This is a genomic window from Candidatus Pelagibacter sp. HIMB1709 (genome assembly GCF_052047635.1).
Classification (GTDB): Bacteria; Pseudomonadota; Alphaproteobacteria; order Pelagibacterales; family Pelagibacteraceae; genus Pelagibacter.
Map to the genome: position 1 here is coordinate 460823 of NZ_JBNAJW010000001.1, position 17559 is coordinate 478381.

Below are 17559 nucleotides of genomic sequence, written 5' to 3' on the forward strand. Positions count from 1 at the left end.
CAATATTTTTTCCCAATTTACAAAGCTTTTTAACGTTTTTTGTAGATTTTGTAAATTTTGTAAAATATATAATTTACATGGATAAAAACTTAAAAAACACAGAAAATGAAGCTCAAATCATCAAAAAAGAGGATTTAGACCACCATCATAGTAAAGGAATTTACATGAGAGATGATCATTGTGATTGGGGCTCAAGTGGAATGAGTGAACTAATCGAAGCTTTAAACGATAGTAACTAATTCAACTTTTTTCAATTTTCTTCAACACAGGATTATAAATAATGAGCGCAGAGAAAATCTCTTATGAGTTAAAAAGATTCGCAGGTATCAAACGAGACTACACTGATGAAGAAGTGGAGAGATTAAGAGGTTCAATTAAAATTGAATACTCACTTTGCAAAAATCAATCAGAAAAACTTTGGAAATTATTAAATACAGAAGCTTATGTTAATACCCTTGGTTCTTTGTCAGGTAACCAAGCTGTTCAACATGCAAAAGCTGGTTTAAAAGCAATTTATTTAAGTGGTTGGCAGGTTGCAGCTGATGCTAATACTGCTGGAGAGATGTATCCAGATCAATCTCTATACCCTTATGATAGTGCTCCTAAATTAGTTGAGTCAATGAATAACTCTTTAATTAGAGCTGATCAAATTCAACATATGGAAATGCAAGATGGGGACATGAAAAGAGAGGAAAAAGTAGATTACATGCTTCCAATTATTGCTGATGGTGAAGCGGGTTTTGGTGGACCATTAAATGTATTTGAATTAACTAAAAAATTTATAAGAGCTGGTGCTGCAGGTGTTCATTTTGAAGACCAATTAGCTAGTGAAAAAAAATGTGGTCATATGGGTGGAAAAGTTCTTGTTCCAACTGGTACCATGGTCAAAAACTTAAAAGCTGCAAGGTTGGCTGCTGATATTGCTGAGGTTCCTTTGATTATATTAGCAAGAACAGATGCTAATGCTGCAAAACTTATTACAAATGATTTTGATGAAAATGATAAACCATTTTTAACTGGTGAAAGATCTCCAGAAGGATTTCATTATGTTAAAGATGGAATTGAACAAGCTATCTCTAGAGGTTTAGCTTATGCACCATATGCTGATTTAATTTGGTGTGAAACTGCAACTCCTAATTTAGCTGAAGCCAAAAGATTTGCAGATGCAATTCATGAGAAATTTCCTGGAAAACTATTAGCTTACAATTGTTCTCCATCATTCAATTGGAAAAAACATTTAAGTGATGACGAGATTGCCTCATTCCAACAAGAAATCGCTAAAATGGGTTACAAATTCCAGTTCATTACTCTTGCTGGATTTCATACTCAAAACATTGCAATTTTTGAACTTGCTGAGAAATATAGAAAAGAAGGTATGGCTGCATATTCTAGAATTCAACAACAGGAATTTGCTAGAGAAAAAGACGGTTATACTAGTGTTAAGCACCAAAGAGAAGTTGGCACATCTTATTTTGATGCAGTCTCAAATACTATTAGTAGCGGCCAAAGCTCAACAACAGCTATGGCTGGATCTACTGAATCTGAACAATTTTAAAAAAAATACTTTCCCTCTCCATTTTTTTTAGTAGCCCTTAATTGGGCTATTTTTTTATTTGTAATTAATACTCAGACTGTTAAGGGTCACAAATGTCTAATAAAAACTTTGGTTTTGGAACACAAATAAGAAAGTCTCCGTATTTTGATGCTACTGTAAAATGGGGGGCAACAGGTTTTTCTGTATATAATCACATGTATATTCCAAGAGATTTTGGAAGTCCTGAGCAAAACTTTTGGAACTTAATTGAAAAATCAATTTTATGCGATGTTGCAGTCGAAAGACAGGTTGAGATCACTGGTCCTGACGCATATAAATTTACTCAGCTTTTAACTCCTAGAGATCTTTCAAAGTTATCTGTTGGACAATGTAAATATGTTTTAATCGTAAACAATGATGGTGGTATCTTAAATGATCCAGTTTTATTAAGATTAGCTGAAAACCATTTTTGGTTATCTTTAGCAGATAGTGATGTTTTGTTATGGGCACAAGGTGTTGCTATTAATTCAGGTTTAGATGTAAAAATATCTGAACCAGATGTATCCCCTCTACAGTTACAAGGCCCTACCTCACAAGAAATAATGGTCAAACTATTTGGTGAAGGTATCAGAGATCTTAAATATTATTGGTTAAAAGAATATCAACTTGATGGTATTCCATTAATTGTTTCAAGAACAGGTTGGTCAAGTGAACTTGGTTATGAAATATATTTAAGAGATGGTTCAAGAGGTAATGAGCTTTATGAAAAAATAATGGAAGCTGGTAAAGAATATCATCTTCAACCTGGTCATACATCGTCTATTAGAAGAATTGAAGGCGGTATGCTTTCTTATCATGCAGATGCCGATATTCACACAAATCCATTTGAATTAGGCTTTGATCGATTAGTTAATTTAGATAGTGAAATTAATTTTATAGGTAAAGAAGCATTAAAGAAAATAAAACAAGAAGGAATAAAAAGAAAACAAGTCGGATTAATAATTGATTGTGATCCTTTAACAGGACCTAATACAACTTTTTGGCCAGTTGAAAAAGATGGTAAGATAGTTGGCAAAGTAACATCAGCTGTATATTCCCCAAGATTAAAAAAAAATATTGCACTTGCAATGATTGAAATTAATCATTCGGAATTAGGCAATCAATTAGATGTTAAAACACATGAAGGAAAATATTCATCTACAATTGTAGAAAAACCTTTTTACGATCCAAAAAAGAAAATAGCTAGCAGCTAAGATTTAATATTATATCCTTTTTTTAATAGGACTGTAACCACAGTTACACAAGACATCAAAAATACTACCATTGAAATAACACTCACCCAAATATTGAAATCTGAAACTCCATAAAAGGCAAATCTTAGACCATTAATTAAGTAAACAACTGGGTTAAAATAAGTAACAGTTTGCCAAAACTCAGGCAACATATCTAGAGAATATAAACTACCACCTAAAAATACCATTGGCGTAATAACTAAAGTTGGAATAATTGACATTTGCTCAAAATTAGAACTCATTAAACCAATTAAAAAACCAAATAAAGCAAATGTAAATGCCACTAACACTAATAAAAATATCATTAATAATGGATACATTACTTGAACCTCAACAAAGAACGTTGATGTTAAAAATATAACCACTCCAACTATAAGAGTTTTAGTAGCACCAGCACCCACAAAAGCTAAAACAATTTCAAAAGTTGAAATTGGTGCAGCTAAAATTTCATAAATAGTTCCATTAAATTTAGGAAAAAATATTCCAAACGAAGTGTTACTGATTGATTGAGTTAACAATGTTAACATTAAAAGACCTGGAACAATAAAAGATCCATAACTAATTCCATCAATTTTTTCTACATAACCACCAATTACAGATCCAAAAACAATAAAATATAATGAAGTAGATAAAACAGGTGAAAACAATGATTGCATCAATGTTCTCTTAAATCGATCCATTTCATGCAAATACATTGCTCTAAATGCGTAATAATTAAACTTCATTGTTCTCCTTTACTAATGTCACAAATATTTTTTCTAAAGTCGTTTGTTCAGTTTTTAAATCCTGTAATTTTAAGTTTGCATCTTTTAAATCTTGAAGCAAGTTAGTTATTCCAGTGCTTTTAGCTCTAACATTATAAGTATAATTAATTGATTTTTTATCTTCTCCAAGTTCTAGATTATATTTATCTAAACTATTAGGGATTTCAGTAATCTCTTCTTGAAGATCTACTGTAAGTTTTTTATGTCCCATTTTTTTTAAAAGTTCTTTGGTTTCATCAACAACAATAATTTCTCCTTGATTGATTACCCCTACTCTATCTGCAATTGCTTCTGCCTCTTCAATATAATGAGTGGTTAGAATAATTGTTACACCAGTTTTTCTTAAAGTTTCTACTACCTTCCACATGTCTTGACGTAATTCAACATCAACTCCAGCTGTTGGCTCATCTAAAAATAATATAGTTGGTTCATGAGACAATGCTTTTGCAATCAATACACGTCTCTTCATTCCACCAGACAATTGTCTTAATCTTAAATCTTTTTTATCCCATAGGCTTAGGTCTTTTAAAATTTTTTCAATATGTTTCGGATCTGGTTTTTTTCCATACAAACCTCTTGAATAAGAAACATTGTTAAATACTGTTTCAAATTGTTCTAAGGTTAATTCTTGAGGAACTAATCCAATTCTAGATCTTGTTTCTCTATAATCATCTATGATGTCAAAATCATCTACAGTAACTTTTCCTGAAGATGGCCTAACGATTCCGCAGATTATACTTATAAGTGTAGTTTTGCCCGCACCATTTGGTCCAAGCATTGCAAAAATTTCACCTTTTTTGATATTTAAATTTATTTTCTTTAAGGCTTGAAAGCCATTATCGTAGACTTTTGATAGATTATTTATGCTTATTTGATCTGACATGAACTAGGCATATATAGAGACAATTTATAGTATTACAATAATTTAAAATTTGTTTACAAACTAACTTAAATGAAAAAATTTTTTATATTTATTTGTTTTATATTAGCATTTACGACTAATGGGATAGCTAAAGAAACAACTTATACTAAAGAGTTGTTTGATAAAGCTTTATCGGACGGGAAAGTTGTCGTGGTTAGTTCATGGATTAAATATTGCACGTCTTGCGCTAGTCAAATGAAAGTTCTCGATAAAGCAAAAAATGATTTTGATAATATTGAATATTTTACATTTGATGTAACCAATAAAGAAATCGCTAAATTTTTTAATGTTCAATATCAAACAACCCTTTTAATTTTTAAAGATAATAAAGAAGTTTACAGAAGCATTGGTGAGACAACCAAAGAACTTATTTATGAAGCTTTAAATTCTGTGGTCTAAATCAACTATTCTTTAATTTCAAAATTATTGCTGGTAAAAAAGTTGCAATAACAAAGGATAAAAATAATAAAGATTGAGCTATGAAAGGTGAAAATAAATCTTTAGACATCAATCCTCCAACCAATAAACTCTTAGAAAAATCTGGATACGGAAACATTAAAAATCCACCAATCAAACCAATTATAATCGAAACATAAGCAGTTTTCTCATTTACCTTATTATAAAAACTATAAAAGACTGTGAATACAAACGCACAACAAAATAAATCTGCAAGCAAAAATAAATATAAAATATCAAATCCTTTTGAAGCAACACCAAATGCTATTAATGATAAAAATATAATAAAGTATTTAGAAATTTTTAGATAATCTGTTTTTTTATCTAAATTAAAAGTCGCTTTTCCATCAACAACAAACAAACTTGATATCGCATTAACCAATGTATCAACTGTTGAAATTGTTAAAGCTAATCCAAGGATAATTATAATTAAGGATAAAATTTCAGTTTGTTCTTTTAACAATAAAGTGAAAAATCCTAAATCAGCTCTTACTGATGGATCAATAGAAAATGACACCATTCCAATAAAACCCATTAAAAAAACTATCGGTACAATTACAAAAAAAGAAATGATCAATGCTGATTTTAAAGTTCCGTAATCTTTAGCAGCATAAACCCTTTGCCAATTTCCTTGGTGGAATAAATTGGTAGCTGCAACTGCAATAAAAAAAGTTAATCCAGCTGTATAACTTGGAATATAAGATGGGCTTAATAGTTGTGGATTTTTTTCTTTAATCAATTCAAATGAAAAATTATCTCCCGTTGATGAACTGATAATTAAAATTAGAATTAATAAAAGAAAGCCAATTACAATCATTTGAATATTATCAGTAAAAATAGAAGCTCTTAGACCGCCATAAAGCGTATAAGTTAAAGTAGCTAAAAGCACTATTAATGCTGTGATCCAAAGATCTGTACCTGATAGATAATTGATTAAAACTGCAACAGCTGTCACCTCTGCACAAAGAAAAATAAACATGTAAAAAATTGTCATTAACAAAATCAGTTTAAATAAACTTTTTCCAAATTTTTTTCTCATAAACTCAATTAGAGAAGAACCTTTTGGAAACTCAGATCTAATTTTTCTTCCAAAATAAATTAAGAAAATCATAGGAAAAGCTGTACCAAGTGCATACCCAATAACTGCTCCTATTCCACCCCACGTAGCAGCAGCAACAGGGCCAAATAAAATCCAAGCTCCTAAAGCAGATGCAATAAGACTGGTCGTTAATGAAAACAATTCTATATTTCTATTGGCTGTTAAATAGTTACTTATTCCTTGGAATTTTTTAGAATGATAAATTCCTAAAGCAGCAAATATCAAACTAATTATAATTACTAATGTTAATGATGATGATTGACTTAAAAAGTATGTGTTGTTCATTTTATCCCTTTCTGAATTACCGGACAGGTTCTTAGGGTTTAATCTCAGTCTGTTAAGACACCCCTTTATTTAACTATATAATTAATTTTAAGTTTTTAAACTAATAAATTAAGTTATATTGGAAGTTATGAACTACAAAGCATCACCAAAAAGATATTCCAATATGAAATATAGAAGATGTGGAAAAAGTGGTGTTGATCTACCTTTAATAAGCCTTGGTCTTTGGCATAATTTTGGTGGTAAAAAACTTTCATCTGAAGCAAAGAAAATGTTGTTTTATTCTTTTGATTCAGGGATTACTCATTTTGATTTAGCAAATAATTATGGTCCGCCAGCAGGAAGTGCTGAAGCTAATTTTGGAAAAATTTTAAGTAAAGAATTTAAAAGATATAGAGATGAATTAATTATCTCATCTAAAGCTGGTTATGATATGTGGGAAGGACCTTACGGAGAATGGGGTTCGAAAAAATATATTATTGCAAGTTGCGATCAAAGTTTGAAAAGAATGGGTTTAGATTATGTAGATATATTTTATTCTCATAGGTTTGACCCAAATACACCATTAGAGGAAACTGCAGAAGCTTTAGAACTTATTTATAGATCTGGTAAAGCTCTTTACATTGGTATTTCTTCCTATTCTTCAAAGAAAACAATTGAGATGTTTAATATTTTAAAGAAAAGAAACATTAAAATATTTATCCATCAACCCTCTTACTCTTTGATAAATAGATGGTTTGAAAATGATTTAGATAAAAATTTAATTAAATTAGGAATTGGAACTATAGCTTTTTCTCCATTAGCACAAGGGATGCTGTCAGATAAATATTTAAAAGGAATACCAAAAGCATCAAGAGCAAGTGACCCAAAATCTGCCTTAGACAAAAGTTTTATAACTAAAAGAAATATAAAGATAATTTCAGATTTGAATCAGATTGCTAAAAAAAGAGGTCAAACATTATCGCAAATGGCTTTAGCTTGGGTGTTAAATAACAAAGCGGTCACTACGGCTTTAATTGGTGCGAGTAGTGTAAAACAAATTAAAGAAAATATTGAAAGTTTAAATAATTTAAATTTTTCTAATTCAGAACTTAAAGAAATAAATAAAAAAGCTAAAGACGGAAATATTAATAAGTGGGCGAGATCTAGCTCTTATTAAAAGAAGTGTTTTTCAATTAAATAATGAAGAGTAAAAATAATTAAAGAAGCACAAATAATTAGAAATACTCTTTCTTGATTACTCATTATTGTTGGCCTTTATGATTCATTATTTCAATCATACACTGAGTAGCGTACTCTCTCCACTCTGTAGAATTCTTGTTTTTTAAACTATTTAAATGATCTCGGTTACTTTTAATATCGTCTTTATGTTTTAGATAATCAGCACCATTCAGATTTGCTTCCATAGAAGAAAGGTTGGTTTCCATTGCCTTAATCCACTCTTTACCAAGTTCAATGCATTTTTGATCATCTTTTTCATCACATATTTGTTTAAAAAAATTAAATATAACATCATCAGTTTTAACTGAAGTGTTCATGTTTTACTGTTTGCAGGTTCCAATAGAGTCTGGACCACAAGTTTGACCATTCGTCCAAGTAGCACCAATTAAATTTGCACCATCAAAATTAGCATTAGTTATATTAGATGATGTAAAGTTAGCTTCCATTAAATTAGCATTTTGAAAATTAGCTTCTATTAAAGTTGCGCCCATAAAATCAACCCTAGTTAGATTAGCACTAGTAAAATTCGTTTTTTCAAAATTTGCACCAATACTAACAGTCTCATAAAGATTAGCTCTTACAAATGTTGATTCTGGAAAAGTTCCAAAAGATAAATTTGAATTCATCATGATACTTTTATCTAAATTTACCTGAATAAAACTTGCAAAAGATAAATTTGAATTTGGTAAATAACTTCCTTGAAGATCTTGAGCATCAGAAAATCTACAATTAGAATAATCAACCCCATCTGTTAATGGATCGTCGCACGCTGCATTTGAATTTGAAACAAAAAAGAAGCTAAAGAATATTAAAAGAAGTATTTTTTTCATAACTAAATTTAACAAACAAAATATGTCAAAACAATGAAGGATTAAGACTTTAAAAATAATTTAACATTATAAATTAAAGTGTTTTTGAAGTATAAAACTCAACTGATGAAAGAATATAATATTGCATCAATAGCAGGAGATGGAATAGGGAAAGAAGTAGTTCCTGAAGGCTTAAAAGTATTAAAAGACGCTGCTGAAAAACATCAATTTAAAATAAATTTTACGGAATATGATTTTGCTTCATGTGATTATTATGAAAAACATGGAAAAATGCTTCCAAATGATTGGAAGAAAAAATTAGAAAAACATGATGCAATATTTTTCGGCGCAGTTGGCATGCCAGATCAAGTTCCAGATCATATATCTTTATGGGGATCCTTACTTCAGTTTAGAAGAGAGTTTGACCAATATATCAATCTTAGACCAGTAAAATTATTTCCTGGAATTAATCCTCCGTTAGCAAATAAAAAACCAGGTGACATTGATATGCTAATTGTAAGAGAAAATACTGAAGGTGAATATTCTTCTGTTGGTGGAAGAATGTTTAAAAATACTGATAGAGAAATAGCTATTCAGGAAACTATCATGTCTGCACATGGAATAGATAGAGTTCAAAAATTTGCTTTTGAATTAGCAAAACAAAGAAAAAGAAAAAAATTAACAAATGCAACAAAATCAAATGGTATTTCAATTACAATGCCGTTTTGGGATGAACGTTTTAATGCAATGAAAGAAAATTATCCTGATATTGAAACAGATCAATATCATATTGATATTTTGGTTGCTAGATTTGTACTAAATCCTGAATGGTTTGATGTTGTTGTTGCATCTAATTTATTTGGAGACATTCTTTCTGATTTAGGACCAGCTTGCACTGGAACTATTGGAATTGCTCCATCTGGTAATATTAATCCTGAAAATAAATTTCCATCTTTATTTGAACCAGTTCATGGTTCAGCACCTGATATTGCAGGAAAAGGTATTGCTAATCCTGTAGGACAAATTTGGTCTGGTGCAATGATGTTAGATTATTTAGGAGAAAAAGAAGCTTCCAATTCAATTGTTGAAGCTATTGAAAAATCTTTAATTAAAAAAGAAAATAGAACTAAAGACTTAGGTGGAGATGCTGATACCTTAAAATGTTCTAATTCAATATTATCTAATCTTTAAATCTTAACCTTCTTACCAGTTTTTGCACTTTTTGTTATTGCAGCAAAAATCTTAAGAGAGATCAAACCATCATTACCATTTACTTTTGGTTTAACCTTTTTAGATACTACATCTGCAAAATGATCAATTTGATTTACTAAAGTACTGTCGTCTTTTTTATTTTTATCTTCATTAACAAAGATCTTATTCCACCAACTTCGCTCATTTTTATAGAACCAATATTTTAAATTAGGAAATTGCAATGATCCTTTGGTACCACCGATCATGTATGCAGATTGATTGGTTATTGGATAAGCTGGATTTTCTCCTGCAGTTAACTCATAACTCCATGGAGCAACAATTGTATCTGATAAATTTAAAGTACAAAGTGTGCCTGAATTAAAAATTAAGCTAATTGTAGCTGTATCTTCAACTGCAAATTTTCTGGTTTTATTAGTTGTAAATGCTTGAACGTATTTAATAGAACCAAGCAAATAACAAATCATATCGATATCATGGACTAAATTAATTCCTAAAGGTCCGCCTCCTTTACTAACTCTCCATTTTTCTTTGTAATAAGCTTTGTGTTTATAAAGCCAACACAATACATTTGCTGAAACGATGTTTCCTAATTTACCTTTATCGATTAACTCTTTTACCTTTGATACTATTGAATTATGTCTTCTGTGATACCCAATTAATAACGGTGTTTTATTTTTATTAGCACTACTAATAATTTTTTTAGCTGAATTAATGTTATCTGAAATAGGTTTTTCTAATAATACCGGAATTTTTTTCTTTAAAAAACTGACTGTATGCTTTTCATGAAGTTGATTTGGAGTAGCTACAATTACTGCATCTAAATTCTTTGAATTTAAAAGTTCGTCTACATTTGAATATAATGGGATTTTATATTTTTTTGATAAATTTTTAGCATTATTACTAATGTCTACTATCGAATGAAGATTGGCTTTTTTAGATTTTGAAATTGCCTTAATGTGTTGCAATCCCATTAAACCAGTTCCAACAATGGATATGTTTATTTTTCTATTCATTTTATGAAATATTTATTTTTGTAAAGTACTTATAAAGTTTATTAGGTTTAATTAAAGAACTTGGGAAATTTTTATTGTTTGGTGCATCTGGGTAGTGTTGTGTTTCTAAACAAACCCCCTGGTAAGGAGCAAGTTTATTTTTATACCTCAAACCTTGACTGGTATAGAGCTGTACACCAGGAAGATTTGAATAAAAGTCTAATTGAATATTAGTTTTTTTATTTTTTAGAGAGGCTAAATAATTTTTAGAATTTTTTTTAATACAATATGTTAAATCAAATCCCAATTGATTGATTGTATTAGATACTCTCTTTATTTTTTTGTTTTTAATAATGTCTATTTTTTTTCCAATATTTTGAAACTTATTAAAATCATTAATAGTATTTTTAACTTTTTTAATTTTACCAGTTGGGATTAATTTATTAGTTACTTCAAGATATTTTTCAGAGTTAATTTTTAAATCATGATTAAAAATTGTCTCTTTTTTAATCTTATTCAAGTTCCAATAACTATGATTGGTTAAACTCACATGAGTTAATTCGCTTGATTTATATTGATATTTTATAAATAAGCTTTTGTTTTTGATTTCAAAAATACACTCTGAATTTAGATCTCCTGGAAAACCTTGGTCTAAATTTTTAGATAACAATTGATAGATAATTTTATTTTTTGAATAATGTTTTATTTTCCACTCTAATCTATCAAATCCTATTTTTCCTCCATGTAACGTGTTTCTTCCTTCATTGCCATTAAGTTTATAAATCTTATTTTTAATCTTAAATCTTGAATTTGAAATTCTGCCCGCATACCTGCCACAAGTAGCACCCACATAAAAATTCTTATTACTATAATTTTTTGTAGGGCCTAGATTTAAGATTAAATTAATTTTCCTTCGCTTGTCATAAACTTCATATAAACAAGCACCAATATTAATTGACTTAACTCTTAAATACTTATTTTGTATCGTTGAACTTTGTACTTTCACAAAGTCTCTTATAGCCAGCCTTTATCAACGATGTAAGATTGATTTGTGCAACCAGATGATTGTTCCGATGAAAAAAATAATACAGTTTGTGCTAGTTCGTGAGGCATCAATTTCTCCTTTAAACATTGGTTTTTCATCAAATCTTTTTCGGATTCTTCGTTTAACCACATATCAATTTGTCTTTGTGTTAAGACCCAACCTGGTACTACTGAGTTAACTCTAATATTAAATTCTCCTAAATCTCTAGCAAAGGATCTTGTTAAGCCAACTACGCCAGATTTTGCAGCTGTATAAGCTGCCATACCACCTTGTCCAACCATCCAAGATGCTGAACCCATATTAACAATTACACCACCCTTGTTTTCAATCATTGATTTTTTAACTGATTGAACTGTGAAAAAATAATGTCTTAGGTTTACATTCATTCTCTCATTCCAATACTCTTCTGTAACATCATCAATTTTATGCCTTGTATCGTTAGCAGCATTATTGATTAAAATATCAATTGGGCCTTTTTGATCAATGATATCTGCAATTGTTTTTTGAAGTTGTTTAATATTTAACAAATCACACTCAATAAAAGTTGGTATTGAATATTTTTTATTTTTTATATCTTCAATTAATTTTTCAGACTCTGATACATTAATATCAATAAAGTAAACCTCAGAACCTTGTTCACAAAAATGTTCAACAATTGAAGCACCAATTCCAGATCCACCACCCGTTATAAATACTCTTTTATTTTCTAAATCGTAATATTTTACTTTCATTATATCTCCAGTTCTTTAGCTAGATCGCCAATTTTAGCACCACCTGCCATCAATCTTTTCACATCTTCATTACCTAGTTCAGAAGACAATCCTGAACCAATTACTTCTCCTAAACTTAAAAAAGTAAATCGATCAGCTATAAGACGAGCATGAATTTCATTATGAGTAATAAGTATAATTGCAATATTTCCTAAACTTTGAACTTTTTTAATTGTTTTTAAAACTTCCATTTGCTGCTTCTGACCTAATGCTGATGTAGGTTCATCTAATATTAATATCTTTGCACCAAAGTAAATTGCTCTTGCAATAGCCAATGTTTGTCTTTGTCCACCTGACATTGTTCCAACTGGTTGATTAGGGTTTGCAATATTAATTCCAATTTTAGACATTTCCTCTATTGTAATTCTATCCATCTCATCCATTTGCATTAAACCAAATCCGGCGGGACCTTTTATTAATTCACGTCCAAGAAAAAAATTTCTTGTTACTGACGTTAAAGCATTAAGTGCTAGATCTTGATAAACTGTACCAATACCTGCATCAGATGCTTGACGTGGTGAAGTAAAGTTAACATTTTCTCCATCTACTTTTATTTCTCCACTTGTCATAGGATGAACACCGGATAACACTTTGATCAAAGTTGATTTTCCAGCACCATTATCACCTAACAATGCGTGAACTTCACCTGGATAAACATCTAATGAAACGCCATTTAAAGCAGTAAATGCTCCAAATTTTTTTACTAAATTTTTTATTTCAATTAATGGTTTTTTATCCATTAGATATTTCCCATAATTCGTTTTCTTATATTCTCGTTAGTAAAGGCAGCAGTAACAAGCACTGCTCCAAGGAACACTCTATAGAATGATCCATCAATTCCAGGAATATAAAAGAAAGCTTCTTTTGCAATTCCAAAAATAATTGTTCCTAGAATTATTCCACCAATTGTTCCAAATCCTCCGGTTAATACAACACCACCAATAACCGCTGCAGCAATTGCTTCTAATTCTTTTAAATTACCTTTAGCTGTATCTGCTGTGTTAACTTCAAATACCTGACAAGCTGCAAACATAGTTGCGCAAAAAGCAGTAAACATAAATAATGAAATCTTAACTTTATTTGTTGGCACACCATTAGCTTTTGCAGCATTAAGATTTCCACCCGTTGAATAAATCCAGTTACCTGCTTGAGTTTTACTTAAAATTAAATAACAAATAAATGCAATCAGTCCCCAGATCATTAATGCAGAATACATTCCTTTAGCAAAAATATTTCCAAAGTTATTTACGTTCCAATCTACTGTGTAATATAGCCAGTTAAATACTGGTTCCATAATATCGCCTCCAAAGAAATTAGCGACTGGTCTTGCTGTAACTATTGTGTCGATATAAGCTTTTGCTATATCAATATCTGTAACAGCTTTTGCCGCAACATCAGGTACATTAACACCAGCTTCAATTTTCTTTGTTAAAATTTCAACCATTGAGTCATTGCCAGATTTTTTTGCTCCAGCTAATGATTTTTCTAAAGTTGCAATCATTTTTTCAGCATTCATGGCAGTTTTGTAGGCTGCAACTTTTTCGTTAACATATGTTAATCGTTCAGTTAATTTTGCAACCGTGCTAGCTGGCACAGTGCTTAGAATTTCTAATAATTGATCATTTGGTAAAGATTTAGCAGCATCTCTTTCCATTTCTCCATGACCTGGTACATTTATAATGTTTTTGATATCTGGTAAATCTGTAACAGTTGTTGATCCAGCAGTTTGATCAGGAGCTCTGTTAAATGCTCTGTATGATACTTCAGTTAAACCTCTTAAAAAGAAAAGTCCACCTAATGTAACAATGAAAGAAGATATTCCGCTCTTAACAACTATCAATCCTTGTATCCATCCAAAAGATAGCGTCATACATAATGTAATTAATATAGCTAATAATGGAGATACATCTTGAATTTTAAATAATGTAAATCCTTCAAAATGAAAACCACCTTCAAAAGATATGTAAGGAATAACAACAGCAAAACCCCATTTTAGTATCATTGCCATACAACCACCAGCAAATCCAATCATTGATCCAACGGAAAGATCAAATTCACCTGCAATGATTAACATTCCAGCTGCAAGTGCAACGATCCCTAATTGAGCAATTACCCTAAAATTATTTCTAATTCCTAATGCGTTAAAGCCTTCACCTGTGAATGGGTTAAGAGAAAATTGTCCTTCTGGAATAGAGAAATATCCCAACATACAAAAAAGTAAAACCATAACTCCAAAAGGTCCAACTTCTGGTCGAGACATAAATGCAGAGTACCATTTTTTTTCACCTTGTCGGTCAGACTCTTGTCTTGGTTTTTTTGTTGTTGATGTGTTCATTTATAAAAGACTTATTAATTTTGTTAAAAAAAAAGGGCCGATTGAATAATCGACCCTTTAAATTATTACAGACTATCTATCAATACCTGCTAAAGCAGCAACTGAAGAAGCGTTAGACTTGTCAACGAAGCCAGGTCCTGATGGGATGTTAGCTCCTGGTAAAAGTCCAGCACTGTTGTTGTACAAGTGTAATACGATAACTGGCATATAACCTTGTAATCTTTGTTGTTGATCAATAGTGAAAGCAACTCTTCCAGATCCAATTAAATCCATAACTGCAGGACTTAAGTCGAAGCAAGAGTGGTGTACTGTCATACCTAGATCAACTAAAGCTTTATCAACAGCTTCACAAACGTGTGGTCCTACTGAAAGGATCGCATCGATATCGCTGTTAGCTTGTAAAGCAGCAGTTGCTCTAGTTTGAATAGTTGCAGGGTCAGATGTAGTATCAGTCATTTGCATAGGAACAGCAGAACCGTAACCTTCACATCTGTCTACAAGAGCTGTGTTGTATGCTTCTTGAATCATACAAAGTGCTTTAGAAGCACCTTCAGCTTTTGCTCTTTCACCAGCTTTTTGTCCAGCAAGTAATTCAGGCTGACCAACGTGCATTAAAGCACCTAGGCTAGCAGATGACTCTAAACCAGAGTTCATTGTAATTACTGGAACACCAGCAGCAACAGCAGCTTTAATAGCTGGGCCTAATGCATCTGGATCTGGTAAAGAAATCACCATTCCATCTGGTTGAGTAGCTGCAGCAGCTTGAATTGAGCTTGCCATATCAGCCATGTCAGCAGAAGGGTTGTAGATGTATTCGAAGTCAGCACCGATTGCTCTAGCTGCATCTTCACCACCTTTTTGAACTACAGGCCAAAAAGGATCTTTTCCTTCACCATGAGTAATCATGACATATCTTTCAGCGAACGCAGAAGTTGCAAATAATGCAAGAGCTGCAATCGAAAGTATAAGTTTTTTCATTATTTCTCCCTTTTTTTGTGTTTTTAAATTAATTTAAAAAACGAAATATAACTAATTTGAAAAGAGTTCATAACAAAAAATGTAAGCACAACTAATAATTGAAATTTTTTTTTAAGATTTTTTTCCCGACATTACTTATTTTTATTAAATTAGAATTTTTCTAATTTAAATTTTAACAAGAAATTTATAACTAATATGTCGCGCTTCTTCCTAATCTTGCAGCACCACGAACGCCACTAGCATCACCATATCTTGGTTTTAAAAAAACACCTTCGTATTCTCTTCCAATCACAAATTTTCGCACCAGTGAATCTATTTCATGTAAAAAATCAATTTCATTTGAAACTCCTCCTCCAAAAATAAAAGCATCAGGATCTAAAATATTTATTATACTTGAAAGTGACATTGCTAAATTGACTTTAAAATCATCTATAAATCTTTCTGCATCTAAATCATGTTTTCTATTTAATTCAAAAATTTCATTTGTTTTTAAATTTTTTCCGTAAAGTTTTTTAAATCTTTTAGCTAGCCCTAAACCAGATAAAAAACTCTCAATCTCTGCTTCTCTTGGATTACTTGAGTCGAAATTTTCTTTCTTTGCAGCGAAATAAGGAATTTGATTATGACCCCACTCTCCAGCAACACCATTAGGACCACTTACAATTTTTTTATCTATTACTAAACCACCTCCAACTCCAGATCCTAAAATTATTCCATAAACAATTTTATAATGTTTGCCTGATCCATCTATAGCCTCTGACAAGGCAAAACAATTTGCATCATTTTCACAAAACACTTCTTTCCCAAGTGCTTTACGTAAATCATTTTGAAAAGGTTTTTTTTCTAACCAAGTTATATTAGGTGCATTTTTAACTAATCCTGTTTGAGGAGAGTGAACTCCTGGATGACAAACACCAATTGGAAGTTCTTGTTTAAACTCTTGTTCTAATTTTTTATGAATATCTCTTATTGCAGTAATAATTTGAGTATAATTTTTTGGGCATGATATTCTAGATCTATGTTTTTCTTGTCCATCTTTTTCAAGAACAACACTCTCTATCTTTGTTGCACCAACATCTATACCTACTTGCATATTTTTAGTAAGTTGCTCTACCGCCACTTAGATCAAATACTGCAGCTGTTGAAAAAGAATTTTCTTCACTTGATAACCAAGCAACTAAAGAAGCTAATTCCTCAACCTTAGCAAATTTATTTCTTGGTATTTTTGAAAGCATATAATTTATATGTTCCTCAGTCATTTGATCAAAAATTCTAGTTTTTGCTGCGGCTGGAGTAACACAATTTACTGCAATATTTTTTTGAGCAAGTTCTTTACCTAAAGATTTAGTTAAACCTATAACTCCTGCTTTTGAAGTACTGTAAGCACTTGCATTTGGATTTCCTTCTTTACCTGCGATAGATGCAATATTTACAATCCTTCCATAATCATTCTTAACCATAAATGGAACAACTGCTTTACAACAATAAAAGACTGCATTTAAGTTAAGGTTAATAACTTTGTTCCACTCTTCTATTGGATATTCTGCAACAGTAGTGTTCATGCCTGCTACACCTGCATTGTTTATAAAGATATCAATCTTCCCATGTGATTTTTCAACTTCTGATAATTTTGAATTAATTGTCTCATAGTTGCTTACATCAACTATTTGATAAGTTAAATTTTCAGAATTTACTTTTTCTAAAGCTTTTTTAGCTTCCCCCTCATCGATATCCCAAATTATTACTTTAGCTCCAGACTCGATAAATCTTTCAGTAATAGCCAATCCAAACCCTTGAGCACCACCTGTTACAATTGCTACTCTGTTATTTAAATCAAACTTAATCATA

Annotated in this window: 19 protein-coding genes; 6 read left to right on the plus strand and 13 right to left on the minus strand. The window is 30.8% G+C overall.

From position 1 onward, the window contains the following. The first annotated feature begins 77 nt into the window (after positions 1 to 77). The 3 genes from ACTTAR_RS02615 (at position 78) to ACTTAR_RS02625 (ending at position 2787) form a co-directional block, all read left to right on the plus strand. Entirely contained in the window at positions 78 to 239 is a 162-nt protein-coding gene (locus ACTTAR_RS02615; protein WP_440614544.1) for a hypothetical protein, read from the plus strand. Positions 240 to 280: 41 nt separating this feature from the next. Next, the gene (gene aceA / locus ACTTAR_RS02620) at positions 281 to 1555 is read left to right on the plus strand and encodes an isocitrate lyase (protein WP_440680538.1); all 1275 of its coding nucleotides are present in this window, start codon (positions 281 to 283) and stop codon (positions 1553 to 1555) included. A gap of 92 nt (positions 1556 to 1647) precedes the next feature. Continuing rightward, on the plus strand, positions 1648 to 2787 hold the full coding sequence (locus tag ACTTAR_RS02625; protein WP_440697632.1) for a glycine cleavage T C-terminal barrel domain-containing protein: 1140 nt from the start codon (positions 1648 to 1650) through the stop codon (positions 2785 to 2787). Here ACTTAR_RS02625 and ACTTAR_RS02630 read toward each other — a convergent pair. Together ACTTAR_RS02630 and ACTTAR_RS02635 are read right to left on the minus strand one after the other, a co-directional pair. Next, the gene (locus tag ACTTAR_RS02630) at positions 2784 to 3551 is read right to left on the minus strand and encodes an ABC transporter permease (protein WP_440680540.1); all 768 of its coding nucleotides are present in this window, start codon (positions 3549 to 3551) and stop codon (positions 2784 to 2786) included. The genes ACTTAR_RS02625 and ACTTAR_RS02630 overlap by 4 nt on opposite strands. Next, a complete protein-coding gene (locus tag ACTTAR_RS02635; protein ID WP_440680541.1) occupies positions 3541 to 4473 on the minus strand; it encodes an ABC transporter ATP-binding protein in 933 nt (310 codons plus the stop codon). The genes ACTTAR_RS02630 and ACTTAR_RS02635 overlap by 11 nt, the downstream gene beginning before the upstream one ends. Positions 4474 to 4542: 69 nt before the next feature. Between ACTTAR_RS02635 and ACTTAR_RS02640 the strand changes: the two genes are divergently transcribed. Continuing rightward, a complete protein-coding gene (locus tag ACTTAR_RS02640) occupies positions 4543 to 4911 on the plus strand; it encodes a thioredoxin family protein (protein WP_440680542.1) in 369 nt (122 codons plus the stop codon). A 1-nt stretch (position 4912) separates the two neighbouring features. On the opposite strand, the gene ACTTAR_RS02645 is transcribed toward ACTTAR_RS02640, so the two are convergent. Next, positions 4913 to 6352, minus strand: coding sequence for a sodium:solute symporter family transporter (locus ACTTAR_RS02645; RefSeq protein ID WP_440697633.1), 1440 nt, complete (start codon positions 6350 to 6352; stop codon positions 4913 to 4915). Between the two features lie 127 nt (positions 6353 to 6479). Here ACTTAR_RS02645 and mgrA point away from each other — a divergent pair, with 127 nt between their 5' ends. Beyond that, entirely contained in the window at positions 6480 to 7508 is a 1029-nt protein-coding gene (mgrA, locus tag ACTTAR_RS02650; protein ID WP_440697634.1) for an L-glyceraldehyde 3-phosphate reductase, read from the plus strand. An 85-nt stretch (positions 7509 to 7593) separates the two neighbouring features. On the opposite strand, the gene ACTTAR_RS02655 is transcribed toward mgrA, so the two are convergent. Together ACTTAR_RS02655 and ACTTAR_RS02660 are read right to left on the minus strand one after the other, a co-directional pair. Then, entirely contained in the window at positions 7594 to 7887 is a 294-nt protein-coding gene (locus ACTTAR_RS02655; RefSeq protein ID WP_440697635.1) for a hypothetical protein, read from the minus strand. A gap of 3 nt (positions 7888 to 7890) precedes the next feature. Continuing rightward, complete coding sequence (locus ACTTAR_RS02660) at positions 7891 to 8400, minus strand: pentapeptide repeat-containing protein (protein WP_440697636.1); 510 nt, start codon at positions 8398 to 8400, stop codon at positions 7891 to 7893. Positions 8401 to 8505: 105 nt separating this feature from the next. Here ACTTAR_RS02660 and ACTTAR_RS02665 point away from each other — a divergent pair, with 105 nt between their 5' ends. Continuing rightward, positions 8506 to 9570, plus strand: coding sequence for a tartrate dehydrogenase (locus ACTTAR_RS02665; protein ID WP_440697637.1), 1065 nt, complete (start codon positions 8506 to 8508; stop codon positions 9568 to 9570). Here ACTTAR_RS02665 and ACTTAR_RS02670 read toward each other — a convergent pair. The 8 genes from ACTTAR_RS02670 to ACTTAR_RS02705 all read right to left on the minus strand — a co-directional run bounded on the left by ACTTAR_RS02670 (position 9567) and on the right by ACTTAR_RS02705 (position 17558). After that, positions 9567 to 10604, minus strand: a complete 1038-nt coding sequence (locus tag ACTTAR_RS02670; RefSeq protein ID WP_440697638.1) for a Gfo/Idh/MocA family protein — start codon at positions 10602 to 10604, stop codon at positions 9567 to 9569. The two genes, ACTTAR_RS02665 and ACTTAR_RS02670, sit on opposite strands and share 4 nt — an antisense overlap. A 1-nt stretch (position 10605) precedes the next feature. Next, positions 10606 to 11589, minus strand: coding sequence for an aldose epimerase family protein (locus tag ACTTAR_RS02675; RefSeq protein ID WP_440697639.1), 984 nt, complete (start codon positions 11587 to 11589; stop codon positions 10606 to 10608). A gap of 8 nt (positions 11590 to 11597) precedes the next feature. Further along, positions 11598 to 12359, minus strand: a complete 762-nt coding sequence (locus ACTTAR_RS02680; RefSeq protein WP_428080391.1) for an SDR family NAD(P)-dependent oxidoreductase — start codon at positions 12357 to 12359, stop codon at positions 11598 to 11600. Then, positions 12359 to 13138 (minus strand): ATP-binding cassette domain-containing protein, encoded by a 780-nt coding sequence (locus ACTTAR_RS02685; protein WP_440697641.1) that lies wholly within the window; start codon positions 13136 to 13138, stop codon positions 12359 to 12361. The genes ACTTAR_RS02680 and ACTTAR_RS02685 overlap by 1 nt, the downstream gene beginning before the upstream one ends. After that, positions 13138 to 14733 carry an ABC transporter permease gene (locus ACTTAR_RS02690; RefSeq protein WP_440697642.1) on the minus strand — a complete coding sequence of 532 codons (1596 nt, stop codon included), beginning with the start codon at positions 14731 to 14733 and terminating at the stop codon, positions 13138 to 13140. The genes ACTTAR_RS02685 and ACTTAR_RS02690 overlap by 1 nt, the downstream gene beginning before the upstream one ends. A 72-nt stretch (positions 14734 to 14805) precedes the next feature. Beyond that, the gene (locus tag ACTTAR_RS02695) at positions 14806 to 15711 is read right to left on the minus strand and encodes a sugar ABC transporter substrate-binding protein (protein WP_440680554.1); all 906 of its coding nucleotides are present in this window, start codon (positions 15709 to 15711) and stop codon (positions 14806 to 14808) included. Positions 15712 to 15901: 190 nt separating this feature from the next. Further along, positions 15902 to 16831 (minus strand): ROK family protein, encoded by a 930-nt coding sequence (locus tag ACTTAR_RS02700; protein WP_440697643.1) that lies wholly within the window; start codon positions 16829 to 16831, stop codon positions 15902 to 15904. Next, positions 16809 to 17558 (minus strand): SDR family NAD(P)-dependent oxidoreductase, encoded by a 750-nt coding sequence (locus ACTTAR_RS02705; RefSeq protein WP_440697644.1) that lies wholly within the window; start codon positions 17556 to 17558, stop codon positions 16809 to 16811. Before ACTTAR_RS02705 ends, ACTTAR_RS02700 begins: the two co-directional genes overlap by 23 nt. Position 17559: the final 1 nt, after the last annotated feature.